This window comes from Cellulophaga tyrosinoxydans, from assembly GCF_900176415.1.
Classification (GTDB): Bacteria; Bacteroidota; Bacteroidia; order Flavobacteriales; family Flavobacteriaceae; genus Cellulophaga; species Cellulophaga tyrosinoxydans.
The window spans coordinates 1-21,084 of sequence record NZ_FWXO01000003.1 but is presented as its reverse complement, the minus strand read 5'-3'; the positions used below and the strand labels follow the sequence as shown (position 1 = coordinate 21,084).

Sequence of the window (21,084 nt, the reverse complement as noted above, 5' to 3'; positions counted from 1 at the left end):
TTAGCTGTGGTTTGAGGTTGAATAGTTAAAAACGTTACAGTCTATTTAGTCATAAAATTAAAAACCGAAAGAATTATTCTAAATAATTCTTTCGGTTTTATATAGGCTTAATTTAAAAGTTTTCTATCTATACAGGGTGAAGTTTCCTACGAATTCACGTGTGTCTTCAGCACCATTTAGCTTAATAATATACCAGTAATCCCCAGTTGGTAAATCAGTGTTCTGGTATAGTCCATCCCAACCTGCAGCATTATCTTCAAGTTTGTAAATTAATCTACCATACCTATCAAAAATATTAATCCATATGTTAGGGAAATGTTCAATATTTTTTGGGATCCAGTAATCATTAATTCCGTCAGCATCTGGTGTAAAGAAATTTGGTATTTCTATATCTATAAATTCCATTGCAATGGAGGCTACCGACTCACAGCCATTTTCATCAACAACACGAACAGTATAGGTAGCTGTACGTTTTATATAGAATGTATTATCTTCACCATTCTCAATGCCATCAAAATAGTAGGTATATCCTTCTTTACCACCTACAGCAGTCGCCGTAATTTCATTAATAGCTCTTTGTTCTAATGTTAGTACAAGAGGTTCATATGCTTCTACATTGAAATCAAATGTTCTAATACAACCATTTGCGTGAGCAATAGTTAAATAATGTGCTCCAGGCGCTATGTTGGTAAAGTCAGGATCCATTACAAAATCATTTGGATCCATTGTATCTAAACCGTAAAGAACATCAGCACTAATACTTGGATCTTCAAAATCAATAGCAAGACTGTTGTTAGGAGTATCACCAGTACACTCGTAGACTACTGTAAGCGTGGTGTTTAAATTTTCACCTCCTTCAACGATAATAGCCTGATTAGTAATACAGTTATTAGCATCTTTTACAAAAACGGTGTAAGTTCCAGCCGCTAAATCTTGATAAAGTGTTTGACCTTCAACAAAATCTGCATCATTATCTGAATTTAAACTAGTGCTATATGGTCCAGTGCCGCCATTTATGGTTAAGCTAATGGTACCATCTTCATCGCCAGCGCAAACTTCTGGAGTGGTTGTAGCAACAAACTCCAATAGACTAGGCTCAGTAATTGTGATTTCTAATTGTTCAAAACAACCGTTTTTATCTTGAGCAATTATGGTATAAGTTCCTGGTCCTAAATTAGTGAAGGTGTTTTTGGTATCGAACTTATTAAGATTTGGCGATATGGCATATTGGTAATTACCAGAACCTCCACTTAAATTAACAACAATACTTCCATCATTTTCCTCAAAACAACTCACATTTGTCACAACAGGGTCAACTATCAATGGTGTTGGTTCTGTAATGTTTATTTGACTTGAAATAGTCTCACAATCTTCACTTTGAACGTTTATAAAGTATACACCCATTGGTAAATCTGCAAACACCTCAGAATTTTGATAGGCTCTAATTTGATTAGTTAAACCGGCATCTGCGAATAAACCATATTGATAATTTCCTAATCCACCATCGGCTCTTACGCTTATAACTGCGGTGCTTTCGCCATTACAATTAATTACCGCCGCTGTTGTATTTACAGCCAGAGTTAATGTCTCTATAGGATCTACAACTACTGTATTAGAAACCGTTGAAATACAATTGAAACTATCTCTAATGTAATAGGTATACGTTCCAGCTGTCATGTTTAGGAAAAGATGCGTATCACTACCATTAGTTTCGTTCATAGCATTAAATGTAACACCATCAGTACTCCATGTGTAGGGTGCAGATCCGCCAGTGGCTGTTAATTGTAATTGTGCCCCAACTGTGCAACCTAAAGGTGATAACATAACTAGTGAACCTTTTGGTTTTATAGGATTAATGATTTCTACAATAGAAGATTCGAAGGTACAATTCATATCATCTATTACACTAATACTGTAATATCCGGCCCCAAGATTGTTAAATGTTGCTGAGGTTTGATTAGCAGTTGACTGCAGTAATGTACTTCCTAAAGCATCATTATATCTGTTTAATTTATATCTGTAATTAGTAGTAATATTTCTTGAATTTACACTAATACTAACAGATGCATCCGTATCACCTGCACAAACTAAATTTGTATTACTAATTGTGCCAGATATTGGATCAGGAAGCAATAATTCAAATACATTTGTGAAAGTATTAGAGCATCCTAAAGCATCTACAACAACTACTGAATAACGACCTGCTGTTAAATTTTGAAATTGCTGAGCATTTACATTTGTGACAGTTCTACTAACACTAGTATCATCGTTTGTTAAGGTTATAGTATAAGGTGCTAATCCACCATTTGGATCAATAATAGCCGTTCCTTGGTCATTAGTACAACCTACATCCTTTCTAGCTATAGGCGCTAGTGTAACCGGAGCACTTGGTGTAGAAATACTGAATACTCTATTTTGCGGACAATTTGGTAAGCCGTCCTGAATTACTTCTACTCTATAATTTCCAGCAGCCACATCAATTGCAGGAGTTGGACCAGCATTAGGTGAGCTTGCTGTAAAAATAGCGCTACCATCATCTGAAGGATCGTTAGGAGTATTGTTTGTATTGTACACTCGATAGGTATAACTTCCGGTGTACGTAGCGTCACTCATTGTAAGTCTAATGCTACCATTGTCCCCATAACAAACTGCATCTGACAATTTCTCTACTAAAACAGTAAATGTATTTGGCGCTCGCACTACATGTTGCGTAGTTATAACACAACCTGTAATACTATTTCTAACTTCAATGGTGTGCGTGCCTGGTTGTAAGTCTGGGAAAATATTTGATCCTTGTACAGTACCTGAAGGCAATAATCTAAAGGTATAATCTCCTGGATTAGTCGCATAGGTTGAAAGACGCCCAGTTACCGAAACGCTAATATCTTCACCTGCATTGATACAATTTATGGCTTCAACAACACTTGTAGAAGCTGAAATAAGTTGATCATAAGGAGCTACTGTAACGGTTTCTTCACCACTACAACCATTATTATCTATAACACGAACAATAACATCACCACCATTGAAATCTGTATACTGGTATGTAGAAGACGTATTGTTTTGTAAAATAGTTCCAGTTGCTACATCAATAAATTCAAATCGAACATAATTATTGCTACCTCCAGTTATACTTGAAGCGTCCAATACAATAGTTGCATTGTTTGTAGTATTATTAGTAGTACAACCAAATTCATTCACTACTGGTGTTGTAAATGTAATAGGGTTAGGTACTCCAACCACAACAGTATTAACAACAGTTTGGCAGCCATTAGGTCCTGTTCCAGTTACTTGATAAGTTGCAGCAGGCAAATTAATAAAAGAATTTGTTGCACTGTCATAACTACCATTATTGGGCACTAAACTGTAGCTTAGTGGATTGTTGCCATTGTTAGTTTCTGCAATAGCAATAGTTCCATCAGTTGATCCATCGCAACTAACATCTGTAGGTGTTGCTGTAAAATTGGGTTGAACAGCCGCAGGAACTTCTACAGTAAATACTCTAGAACATTCAGGTCCGGAAGTATTGTTATCATAAACGGTAATCGTGTAAATGTCTGCCACAGAAACCAAAACTATTTCTGGTGATGTTAATGCTTGTCTTACTCCTAAAGGACCAGAAGAATCAGCAATGATGTAATCATAATTGCCAGATCCTGAGATTGCATTAATTTCTATTTCTGCTTCCTGACCTGGACCACAACCTAAACTTGAAACCAACGAAGCCGTTGCTTGCAATCTTGGATGTACAATTACAGGACTAGTAGTGTATATAAACGTACAGCCATTACCATCTTTAACAAAAACAGCATATGTTCCTGCAGTTAAATTATTAAAAACGTTGTTGGTTACATAATTTAATCCGCCATCAATAGAATAATAAAGAATGGAAGAAGAAGGACTACTGGCCGTAATTGTAATACTTGGTTTGGTACTGCAATTCTCTACTGCTACGCTCGTAATAGTTGGTGGAAGGGGCATAGTCATATTTACACTACCTATAGCATAGGCACCGCAACCATATTGATCACTAATGGAAACATTGTATGTGCCCGTAGGAGAACCTGCAGGAATTTCAATTGGATTATCTGTTGTACCAGAAATAGCGCTAAATGGAGCAGGACCTGTTACTGTGTAATTATAGCTGCCGCCACCACCATTTATATTTTCAATCGCTATTAAACCAGGATTGTCACAAGTCATGTCTTGCAGTTTATTTAATGCTGCAGTTATAGGATTTAATTCAATTAATTTTAGGTTTTCCGATGCTGAAATACAGGTGTCTGTTGTGCCATTTACTTCGGTTACAGTTATATAATAATCATCAGGACTTAAGTTACCAATAGTAATTGAAGAATTATAGCCAATAATAGCACCAGGAAGTCCTGGAGTAAGTCCATTACCACTAGAACGGATAATAGTTCCACTTAAATTGCGTAATTCCCATCTCATGTTAAGCTCGGTAGGAGCTTGATTGTCAATAAGAGTATATACAATTTGACCGTTATTTAGGGCTGAACATGATGGTGTAAAAGTCGCATCAATATCTATTGGATTGGTGTTCAGTTCTGCAACGTTTTGGTCGCTCTGTCTGATACATCCATTGGCATCTTTCACATAAAAAACATAAGTTCTACCTGGAATTAAACCATTAAATACTTCTGGGTCTCCTAAGCCTCTTGCAGGTGTGGACCATGGGTTGGCAGGAGTAATAGCATTAAAGTTTGCTGGATCATCACTATAAGTATATTGATATGGAGCTGTACCTTCATTCCCCTGTACAGTAACAATTAATTCATTACAGTTTTTAATAACCGTAGAAACAGTAATATCTAGATCATCCAGTGGAAAGTTTATGGTGTATTGTGGGAAATCTACTCTACATAAAGTATTTCCGGAACCATCAACTGTTCTAATAGATGGGTTAACCGTATTACCAGATGTTAACGTATAAGCAGGTGATTCAAAAGTATCAGATAATTGCCAAGTGGTTCCACCATTGTGACTAAACTGTAAGGTTCCGCTAAGGGTTGTAGTATAGTTTATAAATCTAAATCCTGTTGCAGGTGCACAATCATCTGATAATATAGATTCTAAGTCTGATATTAATTCATCTGGATTACCAATAGTTACTGGTGTTTGAGTACTGGTACAACCAGAAGCATCAGTAACATTAATAGTGTAATTTCCTGGAGCAAGATTAAAGAATGTTCTTGTATTGGCCGATAGGCTACTTGTTGTTTGGTTGGAAGCACCTCCATTATCCAGATCGATAATTTGATAAGTATAAGGTGCAATTCCTGAGCTAACAGATACTGTTATTCTACCATTGCCATTATAGCAAGATGGATCCGTTGCTACTGCGTTTATGGTTAATGGCGTAGCAGGGTTTATGGTAACCGTTTCTGAATATTCACAATGAGGATTTGCTGCATTGTTATCCCAAACATAAACATCATAAGTACCTGCGTTTGCTGCAGCAACTGTATATACATTTGAAGGACCAAAATCTGAAAAAGAAACACCAGTACCAGTTGGTACAAAAGCATAGGCTAAATTACCATCACCACCAGTTGCATTAACAGTAATGCTACCATCTGCGCATGAACTCACATGATTTAAAGTAATACTAGCATTTAAAATAGGTTGAATATCAATAGTTTTAACTACAGAAACACAACCATAAGCGTCGGTTACTTCAACGGTATAACTTCCATTTGCTAAACCACTAAAAGTATGTGTATTAGAAGTTGATGGGCTAGGAGTAATCCATGCGTTTCCATTAATTCTAAAAGTGTAACCAGTATTACCAGAAGTTACCGTTGCTGTAATTGTAGCGTTATTACTACCATCATAACATGCAGTTGCTGTCAAATCAAAGTCAACATCTTGATAACGATCTACAGTTATTGCTACGGTTGTAATTTGCTCGCAACCTTTAGCATCTCTTACTCTAACAAAGTAATCTCCTTCAGTAATATTGTTGAAGATTTTGTTTGTTTGGAATGGTCTTACAATAACATTTCCAGCTTGTTCTAGTTGATATTGATAAGCAGGGTTCCCGCCTGTGGCTGAAGCAGTAAGCGTTGCTCCAGTGTTAAAACATGTGTAATCTGCAGTCTGACTTAAGCCAGGAATAATAGCTGATGGTTCAACCAAGGTAACATCAAAGTTAGTCGCACATGCATTGTCACTTACCTTTCTAACTAATACGGTATACAATCCATCTGCTAAAGTAGCTGTGGTTGTAATAGGAGATACTAAAGAGGTGGTCCAGTTAGTGCCACCATCAACAGAATACTCAAATCCTGTGGCTGTATCAAAATTTAATACTTCAAAACGTATGCTACCATCAGAACCAGCATTACAACTTGGGTCTGTTTTGCTTAATGATCTTGCGCTAAATTCTTTATTGTCTTCAACAATTACAGTAATATTTTCTGTTTTTTCACAAACTTCTGGTGTTTGATATGCTAGAATGTCATCCAAGATAAGATCATTTCCAAAATCACTATTTAGGTCACTTCTTATAACAATTCCTACATTGGTATTAGCACCAGGATTAAAAGTTACCGTGCGGTTATGCCAATCATTTGCATTAGTATTTTTTGGTATTTCTGCAGTAGATGTACTTGCAATAATGTTTCCACTAGTATCAATTAATTCTATAAGCATTCTTGGGTTATTGCCATTACCGCTAACCTGCATTAGGTTGTAGGCATAGAGTGATAAAGTAATTTCTCTGTTTGGTAATACTTCTAAATTATTTTTCTGCCATAAAATACTTTTGCTGACAGGAGTTGCGTAAACATCAGAGAATGTACTTATGTCGACCACTAAGAAACGACCATCCGTTAACCCACTATGATCATTAGGACTTCTCCAAGCTGGGATTGGATTGGTAACAAAGTTAGTAACCGTATATTCTCCGTTTACTAATATTCCTGCAGGCCCACGATTACAATCTGTTTCAGCGCCACTTTGTGGTTCATAGCAATAATCAGATCCTATTTCTGCAATTTGCGTAGATATTCCTGCTCCAAAATTTTCAAAGAACAAGGTGCTTTGCGCAGGTGTGATAGTGCCAGAATAACCAATAGAAATTGTTTGCGTACCATTCGAAACACCGGTAAAAATATTATTATCTATCGGCGTATTATTTGCGCCGTTTAATTGATAGGTATAATTAAAATCTGTTGTATTGGATGGAGTAACTGTTATGGTGCCTAATCCATTACAATCATAATCAATTGCGCTTGTAAAACTAGGATCTGCTGAAGGAGATGGAACGGTTATTTCCATTTCATAAGTACACTCTAATCCATCACGTAATACTAAATCATAATCCCCTGGAGCTAAATTTCTAGCGTTAGCTGCGGTAAATGTTGAGCCACCATCAAAACTATATTCATAGATGCCATCGCCTCCTGTAGGGTTTAATATTTTAACCAATGCACCAGTAGGATTACATGATGCATCTTCTATTATTGCAGCAGAAGCAAGTAATCTAAAAGGTTGATCTATTTCGTATTCGATACTTGTTTCACAGCCTGTTGTTTCCGTTGCGCCACTTGCATCCATTACGGTAATAGAATATATGCCTGCAGCTAAATTTTCAAAAGTATTTGTGGATTGATAATTAATTCCACCGTTTAAACTATATCTATATGGTGCTGTGCCACCTGTAACCGAAACAGTTAATGTAGAACTTGAGCTATCCGCACAAATAATTTGACTATGGGAAGGAGTTATGCTTGGAGTGCCAAAATCCTCAACACGAACCGAGTTAGAGAATGCATAACAACCATTGCCATCTTTTAAAATAAAAACATAGTCTCCCTCTTCATTTGGGTAATAAGTAATAGGAGAACCTCGATAACCAAATAAGAAACTAACTTCAGTTGTATAGGCTGAAGCAGGTACGCTTATTTCATTACTATAAAGAGCTACACCATCTTTACTCCAAATAGCCATTTCATAATTTGGACTTGGTAATCCTCCAGAAGGAGTAAGATTAACAATTCCAGCTGTACAAGTAATGTTTTCAGATGTTACCGCATTTAGTTTTAACTCTTCAATAATTCCGACTGTGATATCTTGTGAATTTGAGCAGCCATCTTGTGTTGTAGTAAGTACAATATAATTGCCTGCACTAACTCCTGTAAATTCGTAAGAGTTATCATTTTGTGTAGGATGATTTTGAACAGGAGAGCCTAAACCGCCATTACTACCGTCATCTAAACGTAACTCATAGTTATAATTTGGAAGTGCATTTTCTACTTGTACGCGTATGGTTCCACCAGCATTACAATCTTCGGGAGTAGTACTAATATTCACTGTAAAATCTTCTCTTCGAATACCTATATCTTCTGTTTCGAAAATACAACTTCCCGCAATTGGTGCATTGTCACTTGGGTTAAGTTGTGTTATTTGCACCTTGTAAGTACCACTATTGGCAATATTAAAGTTAGGGCCGTTATTAGCAGAGAAAGGTATGATAACCGTGTTGTCTAATGCATTTACTAAACTAAAGCCATAACCAGAACCTACATTTGTTATCCTAATATTTCCATCAGTTGCACAAAGTATGTTTTTTGAAGTATAGTTAATATCTAATTCGTTTTTAAATACTGAAAAATAGAAACGACTGGAACATCCGTTCGTGTAATTTAAAACAACTCTGTATTCACCACTATTTGAAACCGTGAAATTGTTTAAATTAGATACAGTTGTCCAAGAGCAAGTTCCGTTTTTGTTACCACAATCTTCACCACTATCCGTACAACTGTTTTCATCTAGCAATTGCCATGAAATACTTTGTGCGTCTGTAATTCCCAATTGAATAGTAGCTTCATCAGATGCTCCACAAAGAAATATTTTTGGTAATAAATCACCATCTATAGAACATGTTACAATTTCACCCTGTAAATCATTATCTGGGTTAGCGTCACTATTTACTTGGTTAAAATAATCTACAATAGGATTTGTTTGGGTGGTTCCAAAGCGTTCTACTGTGATGCGTTCTACTAAATTAGGACAACTACCATCTGATATTTTTTGTACTATAAAGTTACCAATTACCGTGGTGCGGTATGTTCTTGGATTATTATCTGGATTGCCATCATTTAAAGCAGTATCACCAGCATCGATAACGCCGTTGTTATTAGTATCTAAAAACCAGTTGTAAGATACATAACCAGCACCAGCCGTTAATATGGTAAAATCTCCACATAATTGTACTGTTCTAGCTTGGTTACAGGCAGTTAAATCATTAAGAATAGAATTACTAGCTATTTCTGGCGTACGTGCACAGGCAGTTATAGTTGTAAGTCCACCTTCATCTGTAAAAGTTCTTGTATTGATTGCCCCTTGGTAAGTGGAATAGGCTATGTTTTCAAGGTTTGATGAACAAGCCGCAACAAAATCTGTACAATTGGAGGTGATTTTAACTCTTATTCTAATACTATATTCTGTGTCACCAACTTCAACTAAATTATTAGGGATGGTAAATACTACGTTTCTTGTATTGATGTCATACGTATACGTCGTTCCTGGTGCTCCAGATACATCTACATTCTCCAAGGTTACATTGTTGGGTAAAATATCTCGAATAGTATAGTTTAAGGCATTATCATCTCCTGTATTTTGAAAGCGTAATACGTATTGTAATGTTTGACCTAGGGTTACTGATTGACCATTAATATTGGTTCCGCCTAAATTTTCAGAAGTGTTACCTAGTAGGATTTCTGGCGCTAGTACTCTAACGTATGACGCAGCAGAAACGGTTCCGTTTGATGCATTTACAGCAGGAACACCCGTACCGTATTCACCACCATCACCACCATCAGCATTGTCACTTTTATAAAATTCATTTGCATCACTACAGCCATCGCCATCACTATCAAGATCTAAATGATTTGGTAAACCATCAGCGTCTGTATCACAACCTGCAGTTCTTAAAATTCCACGCATATTGGTTGGTCCTGTAACCATCTGTCCAATAGTTACCGTATTTGTGCCCGATGCATTCCAGTTAACCGCGGTTGCAGGGGTTGTTAGAACCATCGGCAATAATGTTCCATTACTAGTTTTAGCTCCAAAGAGCATTAATTCTCCTGCTTGATTAATAACAAGTCTTATTAATGGAGTAGCTGTAGAACCAGATAATGTATATACTTGTGAGTTTCCATTTTGACCATAACCATAACCGTCTAAGAAAGTAGCGAAATTGCCAGAAACTGCAGATTGAAATTGAATTTCACCAGCAATATTGGTTCCATTAATTTGTAAATTGAAGGAATTGTCAAGGTTAAAAATATCTAAGACTAAATAATTATCAATAGTAACAAACGTATTGTTAAAGGAAGCCCCATTTGCAATATTTAAAGATAAATTACTGCATTCTTGTTCATCATAAATTCCATCATTATCATCATCTAAGTCAGTAATATCTTTTATTCCATCCTTATCATAATCGTTATGAACAGTTATATAAGCAGAAGGAGAATCTTTGGTGATATTTGTATCAACTTGATCTTGTGTATTTGTTGCTGTATTTACCAAACTTAAAAGCGGTAAAGTGTTTATTTCATCTGCCAGAACTTCCAGTCTTAAAATAGCCGATTCACCACCGTTTAATGTTCCAATATTCCAAGTGTTACCACTCCAAGACCCAGTTATCGTTTGCGCTGTCACTAGGGTAAGTCCTGTTGGTATGTTGTCTGTAATTCGTAAATTAGTTAAAGGACCTGCGCCTAGGTTACGAACACGTATCGTAAACGTGGCAGTTTCGCCTTCCATTATTTCCGATTTATCTACAGTTTTATTGATAACCACATCTGGATCGCAGTATAGCGCGGTTAAAGGCTGTGAATCATAGGTACAAGGACCTTTGGTTCCTCTGACGAAATAATCTCCAGCGCGCATCGCTGCATAACTAGGACCGTTGGCCCCAGGGATAGCAACGCCATCCTCGTACCATTGATACGCATCAAAATTTCCTGTAGCCTCATATATTTCAGAACCAACAAAACAACCGCTTCCACCTCTTACATCTAAGGTAACCTCCGGAACGGTATCAAATCCTGAAAAATAACCTGCAACTCCTTGATTACCATTAACACCAAAAAATCCAACGGCTATTGGACCAGTAGATTGTACTCTAACGTTTCCGTTTAAATTAGGAATATAAAAAGTTTTCCAATCGGTAGTTCCAGCAACAGCTTGTGAAGCTGGCAACGTAACATTTCCATTTCCATCAGTTACAGTAATATTTGCATCAGGGGTATTGTTAGCGGCAATAATAGTTACGCCTCCTGTAACAATTAACCCAGCTATGTTTCTAATATCAGGAATATTGTCCAAAACATCAGGTAACAAACAGTTTACTGGTGCTACGAAATTAAGTTCTGCGGTTTGAGCTCCTGTACTTCCAGCCAAGCATTGGTACGCATATACATCTTTTGAGGTATAGATAAACATATTTGCTCCAGCAGTACTTGAAGAATAGTAAGTGCTTGGTACTTCATAAAACTCACCATTGTTTATAGTTGCAATTGGCGTTGCAGACCCATTCACAAAAATTTGTGTATTATCTGCAGTTGCTATTAATAGTGGAAATTCTGTCCATCCGTTAGAGTGACCATTTCCACGTACAAAAACATATTCTTTACCTAATTTATTTTCGGGTACTGGTTGATCTATACCAGCATCTCTGTTACTATTATTTTCTTGTCTACCAAAGTTCAATGAACCATTACTTATTACAATGTCTTTATCTGCTTCAATGGAAGCACCTATCCAACCTTGGCGGCTGGCTAATGTAGGAGTATTACCCACATAGTTTTCAAAAACAAAAGATTCGTTAGCATTAAGAGTTATGGTATAGCTATCTGCTGTAATACCTGCAACATTATTACCTAATCTAAAAACGCAATTAGGATCATAACCAGAAAGTGTTACTCTAGTATTATTTGCCGTAGCCATAATACCTAATGTGTTAGATTTTGATACTTCTGCACCTAGGTTTGGCACACCTCCCCATTTAAAACGTCGACCTAAAGCCACTCTTCCTTTAGAAGTTAGCGAGGTAGCTTGTGCTGAAGAGTATCCTCTATAGTTTACATAAAACTTGTTGCCACTTGGAGATTCAAATCGTAATCCACTATTATTTAAAACAATACCAGTATTCGCATCAGTTACTAAAGTAATGTTGTTGTCACCGGTGGCCAATGTATATACTGCTGGACTTACATTCGAAATATTGAATGTTGCAATAGGAGTAGCTGAGGTTCCTCTATAGGCATTTACAGTAAACGCTGTTGTTACAGGAGTAGAAAGATAAACTGCTTGACGCTCTATTGCGGCATTATTTCTTCCTTGTTTTAAAGGTGGCAAATAATGAAGATCACTCAACTGAGCAAAAGAAATACTACTAAAAGAAAGTAAAGCAAGAAGGAGAAGACAGTATTTTTTCATCTATTTATGGTAAATCAAGACACATTTTAAGATAAAATAAGGCCTAATTCAGCTAACGGACAATTCTATGTTGTGAACTGACTATCCGTTGTAGTGAACCATTAATTGTATGTTGCTTTGGATTTTCTATTGTAGGAAATTTGCTGTTTTCGTAAGACATATTTCATAAAATAATAACTAGGTTATTTTAGGTATTTAGTTGCTTTTTTGGATTTAAATAATAACTTTAGAAGAAATCAATATTAAAATAGCTTTTATGTCTGAAGAAAGATTAATGTCTAAAAAAAAGCCCGCTTACCCAGTAAGTAGCAAATTAGAGAGCTATTTAAGACATTATAATCGTACTATAGAAATTCCGATTTTTTACGAAGATTTATTGCGATTTTCAGGATCTATAGTTGTTTATGATTCTAACGATGAAGATAGTTTATGGGTTCGCGTATATTATTCGGAATTTGAAAGAGCTGAAATAGATCAAAGCCTAAAAAAAGTATATTCTATTTTACTTTCCGATGGGGGAGACCAAATTTTTCAGTATTTGAATGTAGATGCTGTGGACTACTGTACTTTCGGTAACTCTAAACCCTTTAGAATTAAAGTTAGAAACATTCTGAATGATAACTTCACGTATTTTTATGTAAAAAAAACCGATGCTTCAAGAATCTATGGATTAGAGCTAGAGCATATGTTATCTCCTTATAATTTAAACTTTTTGGTTTACAAAAACACCTTAATAGAAGAGCATATTGCTGGTATTCCTGGCGATGTATTTATAAAGGAAATGTTACCAAACTGTACAGAACCTGATAAAGCGCAACTATCTAAAGAGTTTGTGAAATTTAATGAACGTTGTATGATTAGGTTGCTTGGTGACATGCGATCGTATAATTATGTTATTGTACCTACTCATGATTTTGATCATGTAGTATATAAGATAAGGCCTATAGATTTTGATCAACAATGCTTTGAAGGAAAATTAAAAGTATACCGCCCACAGTTTTTTAAAGAAAACTACCAAATGGTAGAATTGGTACGCTCTAAGCTCCAGAAAAAATCAGTAGATCAATATAAATTAGAAGAACGTTCTATTGTCGCCAAACGAATTAAAAGTTCGGGTAATAGAATAAAACGACTCATGCGAGCATGTGTTGAAGATGATATATCAACACCTGAGAATATAGAATTATTAAAATCGCAAATCTATGATCTAACCTTAGATGTAAACTTTAAAAAATGCTCCAAAATGGGCGAGGTATTACATCTAGCCTTAGAGTTTGTTTTAAATAATTACGAAGATGTAAGTATGAAACAAATAATGGAGAACAAAATTAATATCTAATGTTTTAGCTTTTTTGCTCTTTATTAAAGTATACTAAATAGTAATACATTTGTTTTTCTTCATCCCAACCTTTTTCCACAAATTTTTGTGCAGATTCTGGATTTATAAAATCTAGCTTAATCTGAATATTGGTGTCTAGATTAATTACGTTTTTTATTTTCTTTCTTGCATCGGATACCGCTTTATTAGCAATATCGAATGTAGAAACGTCTTCTACACTATATTTTGGACCTTTTTCTGTTTTATAATGTTTAAACTCAGGGATAAGATCTGGATTTTCCATTACTTCGTTAAGAAAATTGCTTTCTTCAAACAAATCATTTTTCGCAAAATGATTTACTGCTCTATTCATAAAAAGCACTTCTTGTTGCTTATCCTCTGCAGGCAATACAACATCTTTTGCGAAATTTTGACAGAATTTTAAATAGTTTTTGGTTTTAAAATTATCATCAGATAAGGCTTCAACACCTAAAAATTCTTCTAGCCAATATTTTGTATCATAACGGTTGCTATCAACCGATAAAATTTTATAACCTTCTTCTTTATTAGAATTAAATATTAAACAACCCTTATCAAGTTTATTAATATTTATTCCTTGCTGAATAATAATGTCTAGATTACTACCTTTTTCTTCAAACTGTATAAAATCGTGCTTTAACTCGCTTTTAAAAATACCAATGGCATTCACTTTAACATTGTCCAACAGAACACCACTTAAATAGGCAATATAAACTTCACCACTTTTTATGTGTGGATGGTTGGACTGTTCATATAAGTAGGATGCAATTTTTTTAGAGTTTGCATGTAAGCTATCCGGATCTGTAAAAATAGCAGATACTATCTTATACATTTCATTAAACTCAACATCAACATCATTTGAAAAATGAAAGTAATTTTCTTCTTTCTCACGAAAGGGCTTAAAAAAGTATTCTTTTAAAAGTCCTGTTGTTTCATCGTTTAGAGCAAATGAGCCCTCAGATAAAAATATTGCTTCACCTTTGTTTTTATTCCCAACGCGGTGAAGGGAAATGGTATCTATTTGAGTGGCGTATAAATTAATCATAGTTTATAATTCGGGAAATAAAAATATTAAGTTAAGGTATTAGAAATTAGTTCCAATTTTCATCAAAATCTAAATCTTCGTAATTTTCATAGGTATCATCAAAATCAAAAGAAGGATCAGCTTCAAACCTTTTTTCTGGAGGAGAATCTGGGATTTCACCAAAACTAAATAAGATGTTTGGATAAGTTCTACCATCTTCCTTTTCGGCAATATCCGCTAATTCTACAAAGAAAGTCCACATGCTTAAAAAATCGTACACATAAATTAGCTTTGGCGTATTTTCGGTTATGATGTCTTCTATAAACGTTTCGTTCATTAGTCGCACATCAGAACTACCATCACTTATATCATGTAACGCAATTTCTTCATCTTGGTTCCACTCTTGATCGCAAGTATAAAAAGAAGCCATTTCATTACCTAAAAATCCAAAGGCTTGAGTTATGGCATTATGAAAATCTTCTAAAGTATTACTAGCCTCTATTTCTATATCTCTAAAGATATCTTCTTCGGTATCTAAAATTATACGAATCTTATAAATCATTCTATTGATGTTTTAATAGTGCTGCAAAGTTACAAAGTTTTGACACTTCGTTTGGCATTTATTGCTTCTAATACCAAATAGAATTGTGCACCAAAAAGTAATGAGGCCATTACTAAATGTATCGTCTGACTTCCGAAGGGAAAATTCATATAATACATGGTGATACCTGATATTATTTCTGATAATAACAATATAAGAACCCAATTTATTTTTTTATAACCTAAGTTAGATTTGTGGATTAGAAAAGCGATATATAAATTCAATAAAACAACCAAAACAGAAAAAGATCGGTGAATATAAAATTGAAGTTCTGGTTTTTGAAGCCATAAATTTTTTGCTTGTTCTCCATGTAAATCTATTTGATGATCTACAAACTGACGCACTTGTGTTCCTAGAACTATTTGAATTAAGGTTAAAATGATCGCTACACCTAGTAATTTGATTAGTAGATTACTATTTTTTCTATTTTTACGCGATTTTGAAGCTTTAAAGATGATGTAGAGGAGCATGGCCACAATAATTAAGGCCATCATCATATGTAGTGTTATTTTTACTGGCTCTAATACAGAATACACCACTGTTGCACCTAGCCATGCCTGAAAGCCCATTCCAAAAACTACTAACCAAGATAATATAGGTATTACCTTGTTCTTTTTCCAAAACCATAAAGATGCAATGGCCAATACCAAAGTTGCTAACCCAGCTAACGCACCTAATAGCCTGTTAATATATTCTATCCATGTATGCCAAACATTAAATATAGCATAGTCATGTTTAGTATAATCTTCCCAATTTGCATTATTAAAGTTTTTGGTGGTTGTAAAATTAGATTTAGCAATTTTTAAAGACTCTTCGTAAATTATGACCTGTCCTTTTTCAAATGCTCTATTTTCTTGCCATTCCAACACAGCTTCATCTGTTGGGGGAATATAATAACCAAAGCATTTTGGCCAATCAGGACAACCCATTCCACTGCCTGTCATTCTAACAACCGCTCCCGCTATAATTACTAGATAAACTAGTATTAAAGCTGTTTTAGCAAATTTTTTAAAGTGCTTTTGCATGCTTATAATTTAGGGTACAAAATTACTACTCTTTATTAAATATTGACTACTGTAGATCAATAGATTTTTCAGTAATTTTCAATTAAAAAAGGCAGAGAATCTAATGTAGATTTTCTGCCTTTTTACTCTTATAAAAGGAAGTATTTATTTGATTACTAAAAATACAGATCTTCTATTAAGTTGATGTTCTTCCTCTGAGCATTTAGTTGTGTTATCGCAGTTATTAGTTAAATTAGTTTCGCCAAAACCTTGCGCAGATAATCTATTTTCATCAATACCTTGAGTGATTAAATATTGTAATGTTGCTTTAGCTCTTCGGTTGGATAAAGCTAGGTTATAGTTATCATTACCTCTAGCATCTGTATGCGATCCAATTTGGATATTAGTATTAGGATATTGCTTTAAGTAGGTTACTACTTTTTCTAAAACCGCTTGAGCATCTCTTCTAATGTTAGCTTTATCAAAATCAAAATAGATTTTTTCTAAGTTCAATTTTTTAGCTAAATCATCTCCTGTTTCAGCTTCATCTAAGCTAGATTTAAGACTAATATTAAGGTTGTTTAATTCGGATTCTCCAGAATTGGTGAAATTAAATGTAGTTTCATTGTAGTCTGTTTTAGCTGCAACAATGGTGTAGTCACCTTTGGTACAATCGCCTTCTAGGGTAAAATTACCATTAGAATCAGAAACGCCTTGAATAACAGTTTCACCTTCAGCATTTATAACAGTAAGTCGAGTATCTGGTAGGAATTCACTCGTTTTTTCGTCTTTAACTATTCCTCTTAAAATAGTGATGCACGAAAAATTAAGCGGCGTATTTTCAACGAAGCTATAAATATCATCACTGCCTAAGCCATCTTTTCTGTTGGAAGCAAAATATCCTTTACGAGTACTTTCATTGATTATAAAAGTAAAATCATCTTCTTCGCTATTAACAGGAGCTCCAACATTTAAAACAACTCCGTTATCTAAGTTATTAAGATCAAGTGCAAAGATATCTAAGCCACCAAGTCCTGGATGCCCATCTGAAGCAAAGTATAATTTGTTAGAGGAAGATATAAAAGGAAACGTTTCACGTGCTTCGGTATTAACTTTAGGGCCAAGATTTATAGGAGTACTATAAGTGCCATCGTCATTAATATTAACCATAAAAATATCAGAAGCACCTAATGTTCCTGGCATATCAGAAGCAAAGTATAATTTAGATTCATCAGGGGAAAGGGTGGGGTGCGCAACAGAATAGCTGTCACTATTAAACGGTAATTCTATAATATTATCCCAAGTGTTATTTATTAATGATGCTTTATAAATTTTTAATCTACTAACCCCTTGTTCATCTCTTGAGAATGCACCATTTTCAGAATTATTTCTGGTGAAATACATGGTTTTTCCATCTTTGGTAAAAACAGTGGAAGACTCGTGGGTTTTTTTATTTAATTTTTTAGAAAGAGGCGTAAGTTCTGTAAGATTTTCATGATTATTGATGGTAGCTTCATATAAATTTAAGAACGCTTTTCCGGTCCATTGGTGAATATTTTTGCTAGTAATGCCAGAATCCCTAGCTGTTGAAAACACCAATTGCGAACCATTAAAAGAAGGTGCGAAATCTGAGGCTGTAGAGTTTATGCTACTACTTTTAATGGTATACCTACCAGAGTTTTCTTTTATCTTGCTGAGATAATCTTCACTTTTACCAAATATTCGTCCACGATTATCTTGTGATTTAGCAGTTTCAAATTTTCGCATCCAATCATCCGATTCCTTATATTTTTTTAAGGATTTAAGACTCTGGGCATATTTGTAGAAATATTCAGCATCTAGAGTAGTATTATCTAAACTCACTAATTTTTCAAACCAACCAGCAGCAGCTTCATAATTGGCATTAAAATAATTAGCGTTGCCTAAGTTTTTATATACATCTTCATTAGAATAGCCTTTAGCGATTAGTTCTTCATAAGAAGCAATAGCCTCTTGATAAATAAAATTATCAAACAACGCATTGCCTTTTTTAATTTGTTTTTCTTGTGCATTACCAACTATGGTAAGCAGGGTAGTACAGATTACAATATATTTTAGTTTCATGTTCAATTGATTTAGAAGAATCTTGGTGTTAGTACTTTTTTGTATCTCGTTAAAAACTCGTAACGAAGAAAGACTTCAAAAGATCCATCGTTGAAACGCGTAGCGCCTAAATCAGTAGTTTCCCTGTCATAGGCTAATCCTAACATAAGTTGATCTGAAATTTGAAAACCAGCCAATAAACTTACGGCAGCATCCCATCGGTAAGCGGCACCTACAGAGAATTTTTCATTAATTAAGAAATTTGCAGAAACATCTACTTGCAAAGGAGCACCTTTAACTGCTTTTGCCAATCCAGCGGGTTTAAATTTTAAATTAGGATTTATATCAAAGACATACCCTGTAATTAGGTAAATATTTAAACGCTCTTCAGCTAAAAAAGAAGAACTATTAGTGCCTGAATTATCAAAATGTTCTGTTTGTAAAAAATTAGGCACAGATAATCCGGTATAAAACTTATCGGTATGGTAGTAAATTCCTGCTCCAAAATTGGGAGAGAATTTATTGTCAATATTAGGTAAATTGGTCTCAGCTCCATAATTTCTAAGTTTTGTAAAATCTATGTTTAGAAAATGCCCACCCGCTTTTAATCCAAAGGAAAGTTTACCTTCTTCGGAGGTAGGAATGGTGTAAGAAAAAGCCGCGTCAAAATATGTGTCTTGATTGGTTCCATTCCCTATTTCATCATTAACTATAGACAAACCCAGTCCCACTCTGTTAGAAACAGGGGTATGAAAGTTAAGCGTTTGTGTAACAGGTGCTCCATCTAGACCTACCCATTGAGAACGGTGTAGCGCACCAATGCTGAATACTCCTCGAGAACCAGCATAGGCAGGATTTACGGCAATGGTATTGTACATATATTGTGTGTATTGTGCATCTTGCTGAGCACTAACCGATTGAAAACCAGTGATTATTAGGATGATTATGATATATTTTTTCATGGTATGTTTTATCTTAATGACTATTAATTATATTTCTTTTAACGATTAATGTATAGATAACCTGATTTGTTTAAATTTTCACCATTATTTACATAATTAATAACATAGAAATAAACGCCTACAGGTAATTCGGAATCTTTATTAATCGTAGCTCTTCCACTTGATGTTCCTTTGAATGTATTTGAAACATTGTCATAACCTGACATTTCATATACAATTACTCCCCAACGGTTATAAATTTGAACCGTATTGTTTGGGAAAGATTCGATATTTTCAATTCTAAAGAAATCATTAGTTCCATCATTATCAGGCGTTATAATTTCGTTAGAAACGGCAATACCAGATTCCACTACTTCAGAATTACAACCTGCACCAAGCGTCGGTACACCACCTATAGAATCGCAAGGATTAAGAGGATCAGTACCGTCATTAATTTCCTGACCATCATTAATAGTATCACCATCTGTATCGGCATTATCTGGATCAGTTCCAATAGCATCTTCTTGAGCAGTGGTTAGACCATCCGCATCACAATCACTATCGGGAAGAGCATTGCCACCAATATGATCACAATCGTCTAGAGGATTAGTTGCATCGGTAACTTCTTGACCATCATTTATGCCATCTCCATCTGAGTCAGGATTATTTGGGTCGGTACCTAAGGCTACTTCTTCACCATCTAGCAGACCATCAATATCGGAATCCGGATTATTAGGATCCGTACCTAAAGTGGTCTCTTCAGAAGTTGTAAGTCCGTCGGTATCACAATCACTAGTATCTAAAGGAGTTCCACCAATAGAACTACAATCGTCTAATGGGTCTGTATTGTCAATATTTACCTCTTGTCCATCATTTATACCATCGCCATCTGAATCCGGATTGTTCGGATCAGTTCCTAAGGTAACCTCTTCGTTATCATTAAGTCCATCGCCATCAGAATCAACAGAAACGGTAACTGCACCCATTCCGCTATTGCCAGCAGGATCAGTAGCAGTAATATCAATTACATCTTGATCTACCAGAACTGGGAAGCTTCCAGAATTAGGGGTTGCTGTTTCAGTGTCTAAGCTCCAATCTCCATTTCCGTCAGTAGTAATTGTATATGTAACGTCAGGTGTGCCATCTGCATTAGTGTCTAAGGCTATGGTTAAAGTTTCATTTGGATCTCCTTGACCAGTTAAAACAGGAGTAATATCTATAGTGGCGAAACTATCAACCAAAGGATTTGTTAAATCTAGTGTTGCACTATCTGTTACGCTATTAGATCCTACATTTCCAGCTACATCGGTTATATAAGCATTTACATCAATAGTTCCATTATCACCAGGATTTGATATAATTACATTAATTGTTCCATTAACAATATCTGTAGCTGTCAGTATGATATTTTGAGTGTTTCCATTTCCATCGGAAATTGTTACAGTATCTCCTTCTACAGCATCTGCAGGAAGTGTTAGCACTGCATCAATATCGCCAATCAATTCATCTTCGGAAATTAAGCCTTCATTATTAACGTCTTCCGTGATTTCTACAATTGGAGCACTCGGCGCTGTAGTATCAATAGTTAATTCTAAAGT

General features: G+C 35.1%; 8 protein-coding genes. 1 reads left to right on the top strand and 7 read right to left on the bottom strand.

All coding sequences use genetic code 11. The features are described 5' to 3' along the window. Positions 1–123: 123 nt before the first annotated feature. Positions 124–12,477 carry a T9SS type B sorting domain-containing protein gene (locus B8963_RS09640; protein ID WP_234989651.1) on the bottom strand — a complete coding sequence of 4,118 codons (12,354 nt, stop codon included), beginning with the start codon at positions 12,475–12,477 and terminating at the stop codon, positions 124–126. Between the two features lie 256 nt (positions 12,478–12,733). Here B8963_RS09640 and B8963_RS09630 point away from each other — a divergent pair, with 256 nt between their 5' ends. After that, positions 12,734–13,816, top strand: coding sequence for a hypothetical protein (locus tag B8963_RS09630; RefSeq protein WP_084061318.1), 1,083 nt, complete (start codon positions 12,734–12,736; stop codon positions 13,814–13,816). Positions 13,817–13,820: 4 nt separating this feature from the next. Here the strand turns inward: B8963_RS09630 and B8963_RS09625 are convergent, their stop codons facing one another. The 6 genes from B8963_RS09625 to B8963_RS09600 all read right to left on the bottom strand — a co-directional run. Further along, positions 13,821–14,879 (bottom strand): nucleoid-associated protein, encoded by a 1,059-nt coding sequence (locus B8963_RS09625; RefSeq protein WP_084061317.1) that lies wholly within the window; start codon positions 14,877–14,879, stop codon positions 13,821–13,823. 46 nt (positions 14,880–14,925) lie between these two features. Further along, entirely contained in the window at positions 14,926–15,420 is a 495-nt protein-coding gene (locus B8963_RS09620) for an IS1096 element passenger TnpR family protein (protein WP_084061316.1), read from the bottom strand. 29 nt (positions 15,421–15,449) lie between these two features. Continuing rightward, positions 15,450–16,484 carry a COX15/CtaA family protein gene (locus B8963_RS09615; RefSeq protein WP_084061315.1) on the bottom strand — a complete coding sequence of 345 codons (1,035 nt, stop codon included), beginning with the start codon at positions 16,482–16,484 and terminating at the stop codon, positions 15,450–15,452. A 144-nt stretch (positions 16,485–16,628) separates the two neighbouring features. Further along, positions 16,629–18,566 carry an OmpA family protein gene (locus tag B8963_RS09610; RefSeq protein WP_200810830.1) on the bottom strand — a complete coding sequence of 646 codons (1,938 nt, stop codon included), beginning with the start codon at positions 18,564–18,566 and terminating at the stop codon, positions 16,629–16,631. 11 nt (positions 18,567–18,577) lie between these two features. After that, a complete protein-coding gene (locus B8963_RS09605) occupies positions 18,578–19,507 on the bottom strand; it encodes a PorP/SprF family type IX secretion system membrane protein (protein WP_084061313.1) in 930 nt (309 codons plus the stop codon). A 38-nt stretch (positions 19,508–19,545) separates the two neighbouring features. Further along, positions 19,546–21,084 (bottom strand): T9SS type B sorting domain-containing protein (locus B8963_RS09600; protein WP_084061312.1); only part of this gene is annotated, 1,539 nt, incomplete at its 5' end.